The sequence below is a fragment of the Ewingella sp. CoE-038-23 genome, from assembly GCF_040419245.1.
Classification (GTDB): Bacteria; Pseudomonadota; Gammaproteobacteria; order Enterobacterales; family Enterobacteriaceae; genus Ewingella; species Ewingella allii.
Map to the genome: position 1 here is coordinate 3,532,473 of NZ_JAZHOH010000001.1, position 15,921 is coordinate 3,548,393.

General features: G+C 53.4%; 18 protein-coding genes. 6 read left to right on the forward strand and 12 right to left on the reverse strand.

Annotated features, from left to right (window positions below; all coding sequences use genetic code 11):
• Positions 1-150 precede the first annotated feature (150 nt).
• On the reverse strand, positions 151-1,071 hold the full coding sequence (gene mak, locus V2154_RS16970) for a fructokinase (protein WP_278879219.1): 921 nt from the start codon (positions 1,069-1,071) through the stop codon (positions 151-153).
• A 175-nt stretch (positions 1,072-1,246) separates the two neighbouring features.
• On the opposite strand from mak, the gene rdgC reads away from it, so the two are divergent.
• Positions 1,247-2,161, forward strand: coding sequence for a recombination-associated protein RdgC (gene rdgC, locus V2154_RS16975; protein WP_034792478.1), 915 nt, complete (start codon positions 1,247-1,249; stop codon positions 2,159-2,161).
• 73 nt (positions 2,162-2,234) lie between these two features.
• On the opposite strand, the gene ppnP is transcribed toward rdgC, so the two are convergent.
• Positions 2,235-2,528: a pyrimidine/purine nucleoside phosphorylase gene (gene ppnP, locus V2154_RS16980; protein ID WP_034792479.1), complete on the reverse strand. Its 294-nt coding sequence runs from the start codon at positions 2,526-2,528 to the stop codon at positions 2,235-2,237.
• A 201-nt stretch (positions 2,529-2,729) separates the two neighbouring features.
• Between ppnP and V2154_RS16985 the strand changes: the two genes are divergently transcribed.
• Positions 2,730-3,623, forward strand: coding sequence for a LysR family transcriptional regulator (locus V2154_RS16985; protein ID WP_353503146.1), 894 nt, complete (start codon positions 2,730-2,732; stop codon positions 3,621-3,623).
• 68 nt (positions 3,624-3,691) lie between these two features.
• Here the strand turns inward: V2154_RS16985 and V2154_RS16990 are convergent, their stop codons facing one another.
• The 8 genes from V2154_RS16990 to V2154_RS17025 form a co-directional block, all read right to left on the reverse strand.
• Positions 3,692-4,369, reverse strand: a complete 678-nt coding sequence (locus V2154_RS16990; RefSeq protein ID WP_353503147.1) for an AroM family protein — start codon at positions 4,367-4,369, stop codon at positions 3,692-3,694.
• A 5-nt stretch (positions 4,370-4,374) separates the two neighbouring features.
• Complete coding sequence (locus V2154_RS16995; protein ID WP_034792482.1) at positions 4,375-5,304, reverse strand: DUF1177 domain-containing protein; 930 nt, start codon at positions 5,302-5,304, stop codon at positions 4,375-4,377.
• A 211-nt stretch (positions 5,305-5,515) separates the two neighbouring features.
• Positions 5,516-7,096: an OPT/YSL family transporter gene (locus tag V2154_RS17000; protein WP_353503148.1), complete on the reverse strand. Its 1,581-nt coding sequence runs from the start codon at positions 7,094-7,096 to the stop codon at positions 5,516-5,518.
• A gap of 93 nt (positions 7,097-7,189) precedes the next feature.
• Positions 7,190-7,954: an IclR family transcriptional regulator gene (locus V2154_RS17005; RefSeq protein ID WP_353503149.1), complete on the reverse strand. Its 765-nt coding sequence runs from the start codon at positions 7,952-7,954 to the stop codon at positions 7,190-7,192.
• Between the two features lie 232 nt (positions 7,955-8,186).
• Positions 8,187-8,378: a YaiA family protein gene (locus V2154_RS17010; RefSeq protein WP_353503150.1), complete on the reverse strand. Its 192-nt coding sequence runs from the start codon at positions 8,376-8,378 to the stop codon at positions 8,187-8,189.
• Between the two features lie 154 nt (positions 8,379-8,532).
• On the reverse strand, positions 8,533-9,057 hold the full coding sequence (gene aroL, locus V2154_RS17015) for a shikimate kinase AroL (RefSeq protein WP_353503151.1): 525 nt from the start codon (positions 9,055-9,057) through the stop codon (positions 8,533-8,535).
• A gap of 276 nt (positions 9,058-9,333) precedes the next feature.
• Complete coding sequence (locus V2154_RS17020) at positions 9,334-9,912, reverse strand: class I SAM-dependent methyltransferase (RefSeq protein ID WP_353503152.1); 579 nt, start codon at positions 9,910-9,912, stop codon at positions 9,334-9,336.
• A gap of 291 nt (positions 9,913-10,203) precedes the next feature.
• Complete coding sequence (locus V2154_RS17025) at positions 10,204-10,479, reverse strand: YdgH/BhsA/McbA family protein (protein ID WP_353503153.1); 276 nt, start codon at positions 10,477-10,479, stop codon at positions 10,204-10,206.
• Positions 10,480-10,790: 311 nt separating this feature from the next.
• Between V2154_RS17025 and V2154_RS17030 the strand changes: the two genes are divergently transcribed.
• A complete protein-coding gene (locus V2154_RS17030; protein ID WP_353503154.1) occupies positions 10,791-11,711 on the forward strand; it encodes a DUF808 domain-containing protein in 921 nt (306 codons plus the stop codon).
• A gap of 86 nt (positions 11,712-11,797) precedes the next feature.
• On the opposite strand, the gene V2154_RS17035 is transcribed toward V2154_RS17030, so the two are convergent.
• Positions 11,798-12,568, reverse strand: a complete 771-nt coding sequence (locus tag V2154_RS17035) for a class I SAM-dependent methyltransferase (protein ID WP_353503155.1) — start codon at positions 12,566-12,568, stop codon at positions 11,798-11,800.
• Between the two features lie 164 nt (positions 12,569-12,732).
• On the opposite strand from V2154_RS17035, the gene V2154_RS17040 reads away from it, so the two are divergent.
• The 3 genes from V2154_RS17040 to sseA all read left to right on the forward strand — a co-directional run bounded on the left by V2154_RS17040 (position 12,733) and on the right by sseA (position 15,053).
• The gene (locus V2154_RS17040; protein WP_353503156.1) at positions 12,733-13,521 is read left to right on the forward strand and encodes a helix-turn-helix transcriptional regulator; all 789 of its coding nucleotides are present in this window, start codon (positions 12,733-12,735) and stop codon (positions 13,519-13,521) included.
• Between the two features lie 84 nt (positions 13,522-13,605).
• Entirely contained in the window at positions 13,606-14,160 is a 555-nt protein-coding gene (locus V2154_RS17045; RefSeq protein WP_353503157.1) for a GNAT family N-acetyltransferase, read from the forward strand.
• Between the two features lie 47 nt (positions 14,161-14,207).
• The gene (gene sseA, locus V2154_RS17050; RefSeq protein ID WP_353503158.1) at positions 14,208-15,053 is read left to right on the forward strand and encodes a 3-mercaptopyruvate sulfurtransferase; all 846 of its coding nucleotides are present in this window, start codon (positions 14,208-14,210) and stop codon (positions 15,051-15,053) included.
• Positions 15,054-15,120: 67 nt separating this feature from the next.
• Here the strand turns inward: sseA and V2154_RS17055 are convergent, their stop codons facing one another.
• The gene (locus tag V2154_RS17055; RefSeq protein ID WP_353503159.1) at positions 15,121-15,912 is read right to left on the reverse strand and encodes a phosphate/phosphite/phosphonate ABC transporter substrate-binding protein; all 792 of its coding nucleotides are present in this window, start codon (positions 15,910-15,912) and stop codon (positions 15,121-15,123) included.
• Positions 15,913-15,921 lie beyond the last annotated feature (9 nt).

A 15,921-nucleotide genomic window follows, 5' to 3' on the forward strand; every position in this document is an offset into this window, starting at 1 on the left:
GGGTGAGGCGTCCCTGCGGGAACCTCATCCCCTTAGTTTCCCTGATATCGGGCATAACTGGACGGTTAAGAGCTAATTTTTGGTAGGAATAAAGGGTCTGCCGGGGGAATGGCAGACCCTTTTCTTTTTGGGGTGGGTAAGTAAGAAGGATTAGAGTGGCATACGTTCCTGCGGCCACAGCCACGCGGCACCGCGCACGCCGCTGGAGTCGCCGTGGGTGGCTTTGAGGATTGGCGTTTCGCACTCGCCGCCAAATACCCACTGTTTGAGCAGTAAAGGCACGGTCTGGTAGAGACGGTCGACGTTACTCATGCCGCCGCCGAGGACAATCACGTCCGGGTCGAGGATGTTGACCACGTTTGCCAAAGCTTTCGCCAGTCGGCGCTCATAGCGGCCCAGTGCCAGCTCGGCCACGGCGTCGCCTTCATCGGCTAATTTGATGATCTCAGGCCCTTTCAGGCGCTGGGTTGAGAGGCGGAAGTAGTCCTCTTCAAAACCGGTGCCGGAGCAGAAGGTTTCGACACAGCCTGATTTGCCGCAGTAGCAGGGCACTTCCTGCGAGAAACGAATTTCGTCTTCGTCCGGCCAAGGCAGCGGGTTATGGCCCCACTCTCCGGCGTTACCGTTTCCTCCGGCATGGACTTCGCCGCTAAGCGCAATGCCCGAGCCACAGCCGGTACCGATGATCACCGCGAAGACCGCTTTTTTGCCCGCGCCCGAGCCGTCAGTGGCTTCCGAAACCGCCAGGCAGTTGGCGTCATTGGCGATACGCACTTCGCGCTCGAGCAGTTTGGCAAGGTCTTCGTCAAGCTGCTGGCCGTTGAGCCACACCGAGTTGGCGTTTTTCACTTTGCCCGTGAAGGGCGACAGCGTGCCGGGAATACCCAGCCCGACGCTGCCGCGCTGGCCGGTGGCTTTTTCGGCGTCCAGCACCAGCCCTTCGATGGCTTTTAGGGTCTTTTCATAATCATTTCGCGGCGTATCTACGCGCTTGCGAAACAGCTCGCGCCCCTCGTTGGACAGCGCGATCACTTCGATTTTTGTTCCACCTAAGTCAATGCCAATACGCACGGGTGCCTCACTTGGTTTTGTCTGCGATTTCTGGTGTTCAGGTTAATCAGTGTAGAGCCCAGCGACCAGTCTGCGAGAAGATTTCCTAACGACGACCGCCGCTCAATTGGGTATCATGCCGCCCTGCATTCGATAAATCAGCGTACCACGGGTACGCACGGACAGGGATAACATCATGTTATGGTTTAAAAATTTGTTGGTCTACCGTTTGAGCCGTGAAGTCTCTTTGTCTGCCGACGAGATGGAAAAGCAGTTAAGCCAGTTTACCTTTACGCCTTGCGGCAGTCAGGACATGGCGAAGACCGGCTGGGTGTCACCTATGGGTTCACACGGCGGCGACGCGCTGACCCATTCGCACAATGGCCAGATCCTGCTTTGCGCCCGTCAGGAGCAGAAGATCCTGCCCTCTCCGGTGATTAAGCAAGAGCTTCAGGCCAAGATCGAACAGATCGAAAGCGAGCAGCATCGCAAACTGAAGAAAACCGAGAAAGATTCGCTGAAAGATGAAGTGCTGCACAGCCTGATGCCGCGCGCCTTCAGCCGTTTCAGCCAGACCTTTATGTGGATTGATACCGTCAACGGCCTGATCATGGTTGACGCCGCCAGTGCCAAGAAAGCGGAAGATATGCTGGCCCTGCTGCGTAAGAGCCTCGGCTCACTGCCGGTGGTGCCGCTGACCATGGAAAGCCCGATTGAGCTGACGCTGACCGAGTGGGTTCGCTCAGGGGAAACCCCTGCTGGCTTCACGTTGCAAGACGAAGCCGAGCTGAAAGCCATTCTGGAAGAAGGCGGTGTAATTCGCTGTAAGAAGCAGGCTTTGGTCAGTGATGAGATTGCCACCCATATCGAAAATGGCAAGCTGGTGACCAAGCTGGCTGTTGACTGGCAGGAGCGCATCGCCGTGGTGCTGGCCGACGACGGCAGCATCAAGCGCCTGAAGTTCAGCGATGTTATCCGCGAGCAGAATGACGATATCGACCGCGACGACTTCGCGCAGCGTTTTGATGCCGATTTCATCCTGATGACCGGCGAACTGGCGGCGCTGATTCAGAATCTGGTGGAAGCACTGGGCGGCGAAGCGCAGCGTTAATTGTCGCGCCAGGCCCAAAAATAAAGGACGCAATTCGCGTCCTTTTTTCTTTCTGCCGCTGGGCGGTCAGAATTTATTTATTCAGGTATTTGCACAGGTAAGCAGTAGATTCAACCACTTGTAGGTTGAACTCGCTGTGGCCTGGGACATAGAATTTTTCACCTGGCTCGAAGACCTGCCAGTCAGGGGAACCCGGCATTAACACTTTCAGCGAGCCGAGCAGGACGGTCATCTCTTCAGGTTTATCGGTGCTGAAGGTGTACTCACCCTTTTCCATTACGCCGACGCTCGCAGCACAACCGGCACTGTCGCTGTCAAAACCAATCGACTTTACCTTCCCTGCAAAATACTCATTATTTTTCAACATAGATTGGCCCTTCGCGATAATTTTAAGAGTCTCCATATTAGGGGCAGAAAAGCCTCGCTGTCACTGATTATTGTTGGTTTATGGCGGAGTACCGAGGCGTGCCGCAAACGCATGAAAGGGATTTGATTTCACCGGGGCGCAGTGCCATTCTGGACAGTTGTGAATCTGCCCCTTTCCGCCACCGATTGATAGGTCATCTGCATGTCTTTGCCGCTGGAACTCCATCGTTTATTGCCCGCTTTTATTAGCGCGGCGCAGAGTGAGAACTTCTCGGCCGCGGCCCGCCAGTCCGGCGTAACGCCTGCCGCCATCAGCAAAAACATCCGCGTGCTGGAAGAGAAGCTTGGGCTGCGACTGTTCGCCCGCAACACCCACAGCGTGGTGCTGACGGACGAAGGCAAAGCCCTGCTGGCGGAGATCCAGCCACTGTGGCAAGCCCTCGCCTCGACCCTTGAGAATGCCACCAGCCGCGATGGCCAGCCGTCGGGCAGCGTGCGGGTTAGCGTGATCCCAGGATTTGGCCAGTTGATGCTAATGCCGCTGCTGCCGGAATTTCTCAAACGCTTTCCACAAATCAATCTTGACCTCTCTTTGGAGGCACGCGTGGTGAATTTGGTGGCAGAGGGCTTTGACGTGGGAATTGGCAATCGCGTCGATCCGGATAGCCGCCTGATAGCCCGCCAGCTCAGTCCGATGCGCAATATTCTGGCTGCCTCGCCGGGCTATTTGCGGCAGTTTGGTACGCCTTCTGCGCCGAGTGATTTGGCTCATCATCAATGCCTACTGCATCGCAATCCGGGGAACAATCAGATAGTGAAGTGGCCGCTGGCCGAGCCTTTCCAGACCAGTGAGCTACAGGGAAGGATTATCGCCTCGCGGCCGGACTTGCTGATTAATGCCGCGCTGGCCGATCTTGGCATTGTCTGCCTGGCAGACTGGTATGTGAACCCGCATGTGCAAAGCGGCGATCTGGTGCCAGTGTTGGAAAGACATTGGCAGCCAGGCGTGCCGCTGTGGCTCTATTACAGCTCTGCGGATTTACCGCCGAGAGTGCGAGTGTGGGTGGAGTTTGTGCTGGAACACTTTCGCGGCTGACCCACTGAAATTCACGCATAAAAAAGGCCTGTTAAACAGGCCTTTTTCGTATTCAGATTGGGTGTAACTCAGACGATAAGCTCGGCGGCCAATTTGGCAACCAGCACGTTTGACAGCAGAACCGGGATGCCCAGCTTACTTTGCAACAAGTCACCATGATGACGGTGATAGCCAATGCAATCCAGCACCACCACCTGCGCGCCCTGCTCTTCAAGGGCCAGCGCGGCTTCGGTCAGCTTGGCTTCATCAGCCAGATAAGGGCTGGCGACGGCGAAACAGGGCTTTTTCGACAGCTTACGCCACTTGTTGGCCTGCTCCTCAATCTGCTCTTCCACTGGCACCACAATGCCCACCTGATGCGTCCCAACAATCGCGCCCACCAGCGGCGGAATAATCCGGTCCGGCTCAAGCAGCATCGCGGTTTTGGCCTTCAGGCCATGAAACTCGCCGGTGCAAAGCAGCAAAATGGTTTCGCAGCCCAGCTCTTCCAGCCAGTCCACTTTTTCCTGCAAGGCGCGCTCGACGTGCCACGAGCCGAGAGTGACCTGCGTGCCGTCTAACAGGCGCGAAACCAGCAGCGGCTCACCCTGTTCGGGCGCGAAGCGCTGCTCGATTTGTTCCGGAGTCAGCCCGTCGAGCAGGCCGACGTGGGTCACGGCATCTTCAGGAAGGTATTCCATCAACAGCGGCATGATGTCGCTACGTGGTGCCTGACCGATAGTCAGAGTCGCAAAGGAAGTCATCATAATGCTTAATTCCGGCTTTGCAGGTGGCGCAAGCTTCCGTACAGCGACAACAACAGTTGATATTCGTCGGCATCAAAGAACTGACAGGTGCCACGACCAAACTCTTTAGCGACTTCAACGGCAAATTTCGCCGTCAGTGCAATATCGACTTCATGGCTTGCGCCCGTCCCACAGCCCGGAACCACTGATTCAGCCGTAATTGCCACGCCCACCACCGGCACGTCGGTCGCCGTTGAAGGTTGCAGAATGCTGTTCAGGTGGTGCACACCATTGCCATAAGGCGTGATGTCCTGAGTGGTGATTGGGAAAGTCACCGCCGGTTTGCCGCTGGTCATTTCCATAATGCGCAGTAAATCTTCGGATACGCGCAAAATATAACCTTCTTTAACCGTTGGCGAAATCGCAAAACCTTTATGGTTTATGATTCGGTTACCTTTGGTGGTATCGATGGACAAAATCGCGTCCACGCCCGCTACCACTTCGTTGTCATTCATGGTGACGTCGTCGATTGGCGAGTCCATGAAATCCACCGGATCATGAGGTCGAGTCGGCGCATTCGGGCAGATATGGGTGGTGACGATAACGTCACCGGCCAGCACATCGCCTTTACGCTGCATCTCAGCGAGCTTGAGAGCCGCGCTGATAGCCGCGATTGCGCCATCGGCGTCAGACACCACGCCAATGCGCGTCGGACGCGCACCTATGCCGCCTAAGCGACCAATAATCCCAAGCGTTGGCGCACTGCCGCCGCTGATTTTACCGTCGCTGCCCGGCAGCGTGATTTTAACAAAATCAGTGCCGCCTTTCGGGCCATCCGCGCGGTGCGTAGTGGCCGTTACGCCAGAATATCCAGCGAACAAATCCACCACGTCCTGACCACTGACGTACGCGTTATCGATCAGTTCGAACACCGTTAATGTTTGTTGCAAACTCATGGTGCTTTCCTCTTAATACTTCGCGACAGACGCTACGAGAGCGCACATGCCAAAACTGCCGCGATAGCCGTTCATTTCTTTTCACTATTGAATGAAAGAATGAATCAGTCTGTTTTTTACGTTTGGCTTCGTGAGCCCTGGTGTTGGTGCAGTATTCTCGTCGTCTCTCGAGCCAGCCGGTACCCTGGCCGAACTCGAAAGGGTTGGAGTATTATTTAGCCTTGGAGCTGAAAATCGAGTTAAAGAAGCTGTACAGTGCGTCACCGGCAATAAAGCCTGCCGCCAGAATCTCCATCGGCGTGCGGCCCTTCTCACCCCAAATACGGATGATGATGATACGCAGCACGATACCGGTGATAACCGCCCATCCAGCCATAACGCTGTTAATCAGCAAACCGGTCGCCAGCAGAACACCGAGCTGGCGCTTAGGCCCGCCGATAAGCTGAATTAACGCGCCCGGAATGGCCCAAATCATTAAGCTGTATGCAATGCCCGGCTGTGCACCTGCCTGAATCGTCTTGGCGTAGACGCGGGCTACCGGCGGAACCAAATCCTGCGCGAAGTAGCCGATGTGGGCGTACCAGACCACCGGAATAGCAATCACAAAAGCAATCAGTGCGGCGAACAACTGGATACGACGCCCCAGCAGTTCAGCCTGTAAATCTTTGCCATAGCCGCGCAGGATAAATCCGGCTTTCAGGTCAAAGCCCATGTCGGCGAAGGCAGGGCCAGTCGCGGCGGTAAAGCCGGTCAGCACGCAGAGCGCCAGCGGCGGGAAGCCAATCAAGATACCGACAATCAGGGTGATCAGCGCCACGGCAAAGGCCGGGAACCAGCCCGAGTGCATGGCGGCAATGCCGACAATCAACTCATGGAAGAAAGCGGCAAAAGCGGCGTAGACGATGAACGCAATCAGCATGCCGATCGACATTTCGCTGTACAGACCGCCCGCCAGCGCCAGCAACGCGGCAATGGCAATATAACCAAAGGCGCCCAGACCCAGTGCTTTACGCACCTCTGTAGCGGGCTGAGTGAAGCTGGCTTTGGCTTCGGCATTTTTCGCCCGCACCACCTGCACCACTTGAATCAATGACACCAGCCCCGCGCCTACCATCATGCCGTGTGGGATGTACATCGCGTTGAGATCCATGCCCGCCAATGGCTGCGCATAAGCGCGGATCAGCAGGCCGATGCCAAACATGCTCAAGGCCCAGATATTGCCGATAAACGCTGTACCAAAGGCGGCCATCGGGATCTTCAGCATCGCGCCGCCAAGGCCAACTATAACCCCAGCAACCAGCAGCCAGGCTTGACGCCCGCCTTTGTCACCCGCCTTGATAGCTTCTGCGGCGGCGACGCCCGGCGGCCATGCGTTGCTGGCCGGAAACACCTTGGTGTCGAACAACCGGTAAAGCAGGTAGGCGTCCAGCAACATGGCTACGGACACCCCGATAAACATCGGTAAAATAAGCTGCGGCTGCCCCATAACGTAAGGGATAGCAATGGGCATCAGCAGGCTGTTCGCCGCACCAAAGGTGGCGGAAGAGATCACCGTCTGCGCTAAGTTTTGTGTGTGAATAGAACGATAACGTTGAAAGGCCTGCATAGGAATGCGCGCCAACAGCATGGCAAATAACGCGCCGATAATCGACGTGTTAGGCGTCACGCCCAACGTCGTTATCAACTGCACGCCGATGATGGCTCCCAATAAAGAGAGCAATACCATCACAATTAATGTGCCAACATCCCCGAGTGGATTCTGCTTATTATTTTGAAGCTCATGTTGTGCCATAACTGCCCCTGAGATTGGTGCAAATAAACGCGTTATTTTCGCTATTAAGATCCACAGTGCTTAATTGGCAAAAAGTCGCGGTGAGGTATCAGTCTATTGCCAATACTCATCACCCAATTTTTCAGCTAATTGCTGAGTGACGGCCAGCAGCCCCTCTTTGATCCCGGCGGGAATATCCTGACCTTCTTGTGGCGAAGGAAACGATAAACACAGTCCCACCATCTCATTGCGGTGCTTATTGCTAATACTGGTGGCTAATGTACTGATGCCTTGCAGAGTTTCGTTGCAGGCATGAGACACGCCGTTTTCCCGTATCTCCGCAAGGCGAGCTAATAATGCCTCTAAAGTTTGCGGAGAATTGATCGAATTAACACGATAATCCGTGCCAAATCGTTGAATGACATCATCAATACTGTGGCGCGCCAAAATTGCGCGACCAATGGCAGTTTCATGAGCTGGCAGTAAACTCCCCGCCGGTGTCACCACTTGTAAATAGGTTCTGCCGGGGAACATGCGCATGACCATAATGTCGCGCCCCGACAGCATCGAAATATAGCCCGTACACTGCGTCAACTGGCCAAGCTGCGCCATATAAGGCGAAGCGGCATCGACCAAAGGCGCCGATAAATAGTGGCTGGCCACCGACAGCAGTAACTTGCCAATGCGATATAAACGGCTATCCGGATCGCGTTCTAACAATCCCTGCCCTTCCATCGTCATTAATAAGCGCGATGCCGTGCTTTTCGGCAACTTCAGGTGCTCGACCACGTCACTGAACGACAGGCCGGGATGGCCCTGTCGGCTTCCTTGTTGGGAGAATAATTTTAATACCGCAGAAGCGTTTTCTAATGTGGTCATGCTTATAGTTCCGATATGTGGAACCTAGTTCCTATAAGATTGAGTAAAAATTAAATCCGATAAGGAACAGGGTCAAGATGTTTCTTTTTTGTAAGTTAAATAAGGATGATTAAATATGCTTCACAGGGGGTAGGGAGAAGCCTTTTCAGACGATTCAACACGGCTTTCCAGAATAATAAGCCGCATTGAATTTCATTGTCAGAATATTGCATCAATTATGACCAGGGCGGCTTTAACTGATGTCTTCATCTTCATAGCGACGTTTGGAGTCCAAAGCTTCGCTTTCGGTTTCATGTTCACTGATCAAGGTATTGGGTTTCGGATGGTCGGCGCGCAGTTCATACCATGTTTCGGTTTTGCCCGATTCGCCTTTTTCAACCGGCACAATGTAAGCTTTACGTGGATAGGGAGGCTGACTCGGCATAAAAACTCCTTGGACTTGAGTGAATGCATTAACGTGCAGTCTGTTAAGTATAGACACTCAACTGCGCGAGCTACGAAAGCCGGAGTCAGAAGCCTCTGAAAAGCAAAACGGGCCAGCAGGCCCGTTAACTATTAATGACTGAAAAAGCCAGAGACTAGCGCGCCACCGGCGCGGCCAGCGCATCCAAAATAGCGTCGACAATGCTGGCAGGATCTCGAGTGCCATCAATCACAATATGCGCGGCTTCCTGATACAGATTTTCGCGCTCATTCAGCACTTCTAACATCTCTTCAGTGATAGGTTTGCCGGTCAGCGTAGGACGCTGGTCTTCCAGAGGTGACTCTTCAAGACGCTGCGCCAACGTCGCTGCCGGAGAGCGCAGATAAATAACGGTGCCGGTACGGCGCATAAAGGCGCGGTTTTCCGCCGCCAACACTATCCCACCGCCTGTCGCGACCACGGTCTGGGGGGCGCTGGTGCTTTCAAGCGCCTGAGTTTCGCGACGGCGAAAACCCTCCCAGCCTTCGCGCTCAACAATCTCAGCCACGCTGAGGTTTGAGGTTTGCAGCAGATAGCTATCGGTATCGACGAATTTAAAGCCCAACGCCTGCGCCAGCGCGCTGCCTACCGTGGTTTTACCTGCGCCGCGTGCGCCTATCATGAAAATGGGTTGAGTCATTACTGCTGTCCTTTAAGCCCCGGAGCTTCTTTCATCCAAAAGATGAATATTCTGATGAGTGTCGAAACCGTCAAATTGTACTCGCGAGATAGTACAACAAAAAAGCCTCATCAACAGGTTTTTATCACCCGTTAGTGAAGCTTCTAAGATGTGCGGTCTGTTGAATAGCCCGACTGCTGGCGTTCATCGCCTGTGCAGTGGGCATGATACTCATAAATACTGATGGCGCAATATTTGCGAAGAGCAACCCTATTGCCTAGGGCTGATCCCCCCGTTTTATCGTGGCTTACACACGTAAACCAGCGCGGGCGGGAAATTTTTCACTACGCGGATCTTCTGCCAGGTAAAGTAGCGAGAGAGCATTTTTTCGGATAAATGACTGTATTGAAACTGCACCATCACACCGTCATTGGCTTTCAGACGCTGCTGGGCCTGCTGCAAAATCTTCATGCTGATGCGCGTGGGCATTGATAAGAGTGGAAGGCAGGAGAAGATGGCGTCGAAATCCCCCTCCAGAAACTCCGCCGAATGCGCCATCACCTGCAAGCGCGGATCGTCAATCAGGTTAAGCTTATGCACAAAGCTTGGCTGGATCTCAAACGCCTGAAGATGGGCATCGGCCCGCATGTTGCTCAGAATACGCTTGGTCAACACGCCGTCCGCCGAGCCAAGCTCAGCAATCTTAAGGGACTTGGCCCAGTCAATTTGGCTGAGCATTGAGCGACACAACCACGGCGACGACGGCATGAGTGTCCCCATCGTTCGTGGCGAAGAGATAAAATTCTGTAGATAGAAAAATTGATTCTGCAGCGATACCCGGGTGTTTCTGATCGTCAGTTTTGTCGCATTTAGCATGTTTTATAACCCCTGGGAAAGTAGACCGCTATCAGATAGAAAAATTCTTAAGAATTAATTAATTCCTGCATTTATTTTTCAAATTTGACGGGGTTTATAAAGCGGAATAAGAATATTCTCTTTTAAGCCGAGCTTTGGCTTATTCCTTTTTATTACTTTGTAAGAAAGATTAATAAAATAAACAGAAGGACATATAAAATAAAAAAGCCGACTACTTACACAGTCGGCTTTTTGAAGTTGTTTATCGGTTTGATATCACCAGATGGTCTGGCACTTTCTTCTCGCTAAAGCTTAGCGATAAAGCTCTACGCTTGCGCGTTCAAGGCTGGAGTCGCCTGGGGTGCTGACCCCGATAACGCGGTAGTGGCTCGCGCCTTTGTCGGCAGCTTCGGCTTTCAATTGATCTTTAATACTGCCAGGTGCCCCGCTCATTTGGCTGACAGAAACTACGCCTAATGATTGGTAATTACCGCTATCAGCCTGCGCTGAAGTTATTTGCGTCGCTGCCAGAGCAGAGAAAGAAGCGGTAGTGATAATGGCTGCTGCAATAATAGGTAAGATTTTCATGATGCACACCTTTGCTGTTTGCTGTTCTAAATTCGGTTAATTAATTTTTGCGGATGTTTTCCGTTGAATTAATTATCCGCCAGCCAATGCAAGATGACGTAATGCGCCGTAAAGATGCTTAATCTTTGTGACGAAAATGAGGAGAGAATGAAAGCGAAAATTTCAGTGTCAGGAAGCTGCAGGCAATTAAGGATTTTTGATGGAGTTTGATGACGGATATTTACAGCTCGAGAAGCAGATTCGCACAAATCGACGCCCGATGGCAATCGCTGTTATGATTCTTTTTACTTATTTGAGAAGGGAGTTCGTATATGGCTGGAACCAGCCTTCTGGCATTAATCGATGACATTGCTTCAATCCTCGACGACGTTGCCGCAATGAGCAAAGTGGCCGCCAAGAAAACCGCCAGCGTGCTGGGCGATGACTTGGCGCTAAATGCTCAGCAAGTTAGCGGCGTTAAAGCTGACAGAGAGTTACCTATTGTCTGGTCAGTGGCAAAAGGTTCATTGATTAATAAGGCAATCTTGGTGCCGCTGGCACTATTAATCAGCGCGTTTGCCTCTTGGGCAATCACGCCATTGTTGATGATTGGTGGTGCATACCTTTGTTATGAAGGTTTCGAAAAGGTGGCGCACAAGCTATTGCACGGCAAAAAAGATAAGCAGCAAAAAGCGGACGCCTCGCGCGAGGTTAAATCCGACGCTGATATTGCCAAGGTAGAAAAAGAGAAGATCAAAGGCGCCGTGCGCACCGACTTTATTCTCTCGGCGGAAATCATTGTGATTTCTCTGGGAACCGTCGCCGCCGCGCCGTTTATGAGCCAAGTGACCGTGATGGTGCTGATTGCTATCGCCATGACGCTGGGCGTGTATGGTTTGGTCGGGCTGATTGTGAAAATCGATGACGCGGGTTTGTATCTGAGCAAGCTGCGGGGTGAAAACAGCCTAATGAACGGCGTACGCGCGTTTGGCGGCATGGTGGTTAACGCCGCGCCGTTGCTGATGAAAACCCTCTCCGTGGTCGGTACCATCGCCATGTTCCTGGTGGGTGGTAGCATCATCAGCCACGGTTTGCCCTTCATGCACAGTCTGGTTGAAGTGCTTAATCACGGGCATCAGGGCTTTGTCAGCACGCTTATCACCGGTGCAACCGATCTGGCTGTCGGCCTGATTGTCGGTGCCGCCGTGCTGGGCGTCGTGATGCTTGGCCAGAAAATCTTTAAGAAAGGCTAATTAAAAACGCCAATAAAAAGGGCTGCGGTTTATCTCGCAGCCCTTCTTCTTTTATAAAGACAGTTTTATAGAAACAGTCCTACCGGCTAACTTTTCTTGGCAATGATAAAGGCCAAATCCACGGTAAAAGTACCGTCCTCTTGGATCTCAAAGTGCTGAATCACTTCGTCTGACATCGCTTTTTGCAACTCACGGATCGCCACCACAAAGTGCTCTGGAGTGCGCATTCTCTCAACCCAGCTTTTAAACTCTAACTGCGTGCGCCCGGAGGTTAACTCTTGGACTAACAACCCAGCTTCGCTAAACAGCGTCAGCCACTCGCCCGGCGCATAGTTGTGGACGTGCGAGGTATCGCGCAGTTTTTCGATGGTCTGCAAAAAGATGTCTTTCACTGGCTGGCCGGTAGAAGCCAGATCCATCATGATCATAATGCCGCCGGGCTTCAGCACGCGGCGCACCTCGCGCAGCGCCTGACCGACGTCGTGCCAGTGGTGTGCAGAGTAACGGCTAATAATGATGTCGGCACTGCTGTCGGCGAAAGGCAGTGACTCCGCCACGCCCTGCTCGACGCTGATATTGGCTAAGCCTTTGTCCTTCGCCGCCTGACTGACCACTTCCAGCATTTGCGCTGACAAATCATAGGCCACCACCTCTTTTACCGCCTTCGCCGCGACGAAGCTGGCGTGCCCAGCTCCACAGCCTAAGTCGATAACTCGGGCGTCCGAGTGTGACTGCAACACTTTGGCTAATCTTTGTAAATCAGGTCCTTGTGAGTGAACCGCGCTGGTTAAGTAATCCTGCGCCTGTGAACCGAACTGCTTATCGACCGTCTGGCTGTGACTGTTTTTGCTTTCCATTGAGTGCTCCCGTCTGTTTGTTATTGTTGTTTTGCCGATGATGCTGCCTTAGCCAAAATGGCCGTAGAAACACTATAGGTACTGTTTTATACGGGTACAATATGAGCATTTATACTAGTATTAATAACACCCTGTCTGAGTCTTTAATCTGAGTAGCGACGGCGATGAATAACAACGATCCTCTGAATGGCCCGAAGGCATTAGGCGCATTTTTGCGAGCACAGCGCGAGCGTACTTCGCCGCAAGATGTCGGGTTGCCAAGCTCCCCGCGCCGCCGGACCAGCGGGCTGCGCCGCGAGGAGTTGGCGCAAATCAGCGGCATCAGCACCACTTGGTATACCTGGATCGAGCAAGGGCGAGACGTGTCGATTTCCGCCGCGACGCTTGATCGATTGGCGCAGGCGCTAAGGTTGGAGAGTGCCGCGCGCGAATACCTCTTTAGCCTTGCTGAGATCAAAGATCCGCAGGCTAAAATTACCGATAACGCGCCGGACGCACGCATTCGTGAATCCGTGCATCAGCTCAACTGTCCGGGGTATTTGCTGGACAGCGCCTGGAACGTGCTGAGCTGGAACCCGCAGGCCGAGCAGCTTTTCGCGGGCTGGCTGGGGGTGGATTCCCAACCGAACCTGCTACGCTTTATGTTTCTCAATCCGCTGGCCCGCACGCTGGTAGTCAACTGGTCGCAGCGCGCCAAGCGCGTGGTAGCCGAGTTTCGTGCCGAAAGTGCACATTACGCCCATTCAGATGAGATTCGCCAAAGCGTGATGGCGCTGCGCGAAGAGAGTGAAGTGTTCGACCAGTGGTGGACGCAGCAGGACGTGCTGGGCCGCGAAGGGGGAGAACGCCGCTTCCAGCATCCGATTCAGGGCGAAATGGTGTATCGCCAGCAGACCTTCTTCCCGGCGAGCCATGCAGAATTCAAACTGGTGATGCTTATCGAACAGCACTAAGCCCAATTGACGGTTTATCAGAGATATGTGAGGCTGAATTAGCCTATTTCCACATCCCTATTAACGCCCTGACAGGACTCATTCATGCAAATTCGCCAGATCTATCAGGATGACAATATCGAGATCCGTGTCGCCACGGAACTGGAAGCTCAGCTTCATTTCGATGCGATCAGTGACTCTGTAAAAGAAATCGGCGCGTGGGAAGGTTGGTGCACCGAGCATTACGCACTGAAAGATAGCCGCAAATATTTGCTGGAATGTGCAGAAAAGCAGCTTCGCGGTGTGGAATATAACTTCTGCATTTTTGATCGCCACAGCGGGCAAATAGTCGGCGCGGTGAGCGTGAACCGTATCAATACTGATTACAAATTTGGCAATGTTGGCTACTGGATCCGCAGCGGCTTTACGGGTAAATCATTGGCCACTATCGCGGCGAAAGCGGCGGCCTATTTTGCATTTAATGAGCTGGGCCTCACCCGCGTGGAAATCGTCGCCATGGAGGAGAATCTGCGTAGCCGCCGCGTTGCCGAAAAGCTTGGCGCCGTCTCTGAAGGCCTGCACCGCAATCGCCTCTACTATCACGGCCAGCCACGCAACGCCTGGATGTATTCATTAATACCCAGTGACTTAACCGACTGAATAAATTAAAAATTACCCCCTGCGAATAACTAGGATAAGGCATCAAAATGAGCTCTTCTGCACATACTGTTTCAACCGAATGGCTGGCAAAAAACCTCAATGCGCCGGACGTGGTGATCATCGACTGTAGCAAATCCAAACCGGGTATCACGCCGCCGATTGATTTCCACGGTAGGTATCTTGAATCACATATTCCGGGCGCAATTTATGTCGAAGTCGACAGCATTTCTGACTGCACCACCGGCCTGCCGCATATGATGCCAACCGCCGAGGAATTTGCCGCGTCGATGGGCCGTTTAGGCATCGCTGACACCCAAACCATCATCCTTTATGACGAAGGCGATCTCTTCTCCGCACCCCGAGTTTGGTGGATGTTGACCAGCTTCGGTGCGAAAACCGTGCGCGTGCTGGATGGCGGATTTAATGCCTGGAAAGCCGAGGGCCGCCCAACCCAGAGTGGTGAAATTGTTCGCGTCCCGAGCACCTTTAACGCCAAGCTGATTCGCCCGGTGGTGGTTAACTCCCAGCAAGTTATGGACTCATTGGGCAAGGTGCAAATCATCGACGCGCGCTCGCTGGGCCGTTTCAAAGCAGAGCAGCCGGAGCCTCGTCCGGGCCTGCACGGCGGCCATATCCCCGGCAGCCTGAGCGTGCCTTTCACAGAACTGACGCATAACGGCCATTTGAAGTCGCCACAGGAGCTGAAAGCCACCTTTGAGCGTCTGGGCGTTGACCTGAATAAGCCGGTCATCACCAGCTGTGGCTCCGGCGTGACTGCCGCCGCACTGGCGTTTGGGTTGGATTCGCTCGGCGTGAAGGATGTCATGCTGTATGACGGCTCATGGGCCGAATGGGGCAGCATCGACGAAGACTACCCTATCGAAACCCACTAAAACGCGATTGTTCGTGGCAATAAAAAAACCGGACTCTGAGGTCCGGTTTTTTATTGCATGAAGAGATTTAGAGCTGGCTCACGCCAAGCTGCAAGGCGGCATCTCGCATCTGGTGAATCACCTGATACTCCTCGCGCGGCAGCACCGTAAAACCTTTGATAAGCAGCTTTTCGCACAGCACCTGATTCTCAGGAGCGGCGATAGTTTGAGTCACGGCGTGCCGCAAAATGCTGAGCATCTCCGGCGAAGTTGACGCCGAAGTGATCAGCGGCAAACCCGGCGCCGCGGCCGTCTGGCCGATAATGCTCAACCCCTCGACTTCCTGTGGAACATAGCGGCGCAGCAGTTCCAGCGTCACGCAATCTATGGCAGCAATATCGGCACGCCCCTGCTGAACGGCAGCCAGTGAGTGGCGGTGGCCGCCGGTTTCCAGCCTGTCGCCAAAGAACTTTCCATTCTCAGCCAGTGGCGCAATCAAAGCTCGCAGGCTGTTAAAACCTGACTGCGAGTCAGTGCTGTTGAACGCCACGGTCCGGCCGCGAAAATCGGCTAGAGTAGCTTGGCTATCTTCAGCGCGAGCCAGAAGAAAACTGCGATAATAAGGCCCATTACAGCCCGGCGCGCTGTAATTGAAGGTACCAATCAGTTGGACCTGAGGCAAAAACTCGACCAGCGGAAAACCACAGGTCTGGCTAAGCAGCAAATCCTTCTCCTGCCAGTGCCCGAGAAGGCGATCGGGCCATTCAAGTTTAGCGGGAAGAGAGTCCAAACCGGACGCCGCTAACTTATCGCGAAGCGCCTGCCAAAATTGTTCGACGTCATTGAGCTGTACGCCATACATCGGCAATGAAACCAGCATGCAACACTC

Excerpts from the sequence above, each read along its gene's own strand:
- rdgC (WP_034792478.1), top strand. The coding sequence starts at position 1,247 with ATGTTATGGTTTAAAAATTTGTTGGTCTACCGTTTGAGCCGTGAAGTC.
- ppnP (WP_034792479.1), bottom strand. The coding sequence starts at position 2,528 with ATGTTGAAAAATAATGAGTATTTTGCAGGGAAGGTAAAGTCGATTGGT.
- V2154_RS16985 (WP_353503146.1), top strand. The coding sequence starts at position 2,730 with ATGTCTTTGCCGCTGGAACTCCATCGTTTATTGCCCGCTTTTATTAGC.
- V2154_RS16990 (WP_353503147.1), bottom strand. The coding sequence starts at position 4,369 with ATGATGACTTCCTTTGCGACTCTGACTATCGGTCAGGCACCACGTAGC.
- V2154_RS16995 (WP_034792482.1), bottom strand. The coding sequence starts at position 5,304 with ATGAGTTTGCAACAAACATTAACGGTGTTCGAACTGATCGATAACGCG.
- V2154_RS17000 (WP_353503148.1), bottom strand. The coding sequence starts at position 7,096 with ATGGCACAACATGAGCTTCAAAATAATAAGCAGAATCCACTCGGGGAT.
- V2154_RS17005 (WP_353503149.1), bottom strand. The coding sequence starts at position 7,954 with ATGACCACATTAGAAAACGCTTCTGCGGTATTAAAATTATTCTCCCAA.
- V2154_RS17010 (WP_353503150.1), bottom strand. The coding sequence starts at position 8,378 with ATGCCGAGTCAGCCTCCCTATCCACGTAAAGCTTACATTGTGCCGGTT.
- aroL (WP_353503151.1), bottom strand. The coding sequence starts at position 9,057 with ATGACTCAACCCATTTTCATGATAGGCGCACGCGGCGCAGGTAAAACC.
- V2154_RS17020 (WP_353503152.1), bottom strand. The coding sequence starts at position 9,912 with ATGCTAAATGCGACAAAACTGACGATCAGAAACACCCGGGTATCGCTG.
- V2154_RS17025 (WP_353503153.1), bottom strand. The coding sequence starts at position 10,479 with ATGAAAATCTTACCTATTATTGCAGCAGCCATTATCACTACCGCTTCT.
- V2154_RS17030 (WP_353503154.1), top strand. The coding sequence starts at position 10,791 with ATGGCTGGAACCAGCCTTCTGGCATTAATCGATGACATTGCTTCAATC.
- V2154_RS17035 (WP_353503155.1), bottom strand. The coding sequence starts at position 12,568 with ATGGAAAGCAAAAACAGTCACAGCCAGACGGTCGATAAGCAGTTCGGT.
- V2154_RS17040 (WP_353503156.1), top strand. The coding sequence starts at position 12,733 with ATGAATAACAACGATCCTCTGAATGGCCCGAAGGCATTAGGCGCATTT.
- V2154_RS17045 (WP_353503157.1), top strand. The coding sequence starts at position 13,606 with ATGCAAATTCGCCAGATCTATCAGGATGACAATATCGAGATCCGTGTC.
- sseA (WP_353503158.1), top strand. The coding sequence starts at position 14,208 with ATGAGCTCTTCTGCACATACTGTTTCAACCGAATGGCTGGCAAAAAAC.
- V2154_RS17055 (WP_353503159.1), bottom strand. The coding sequence starts at position 15,912 with ATGCTGGTTTCATTGCCGATGTATGGCGTACAGCTCAATGACGTCGAA.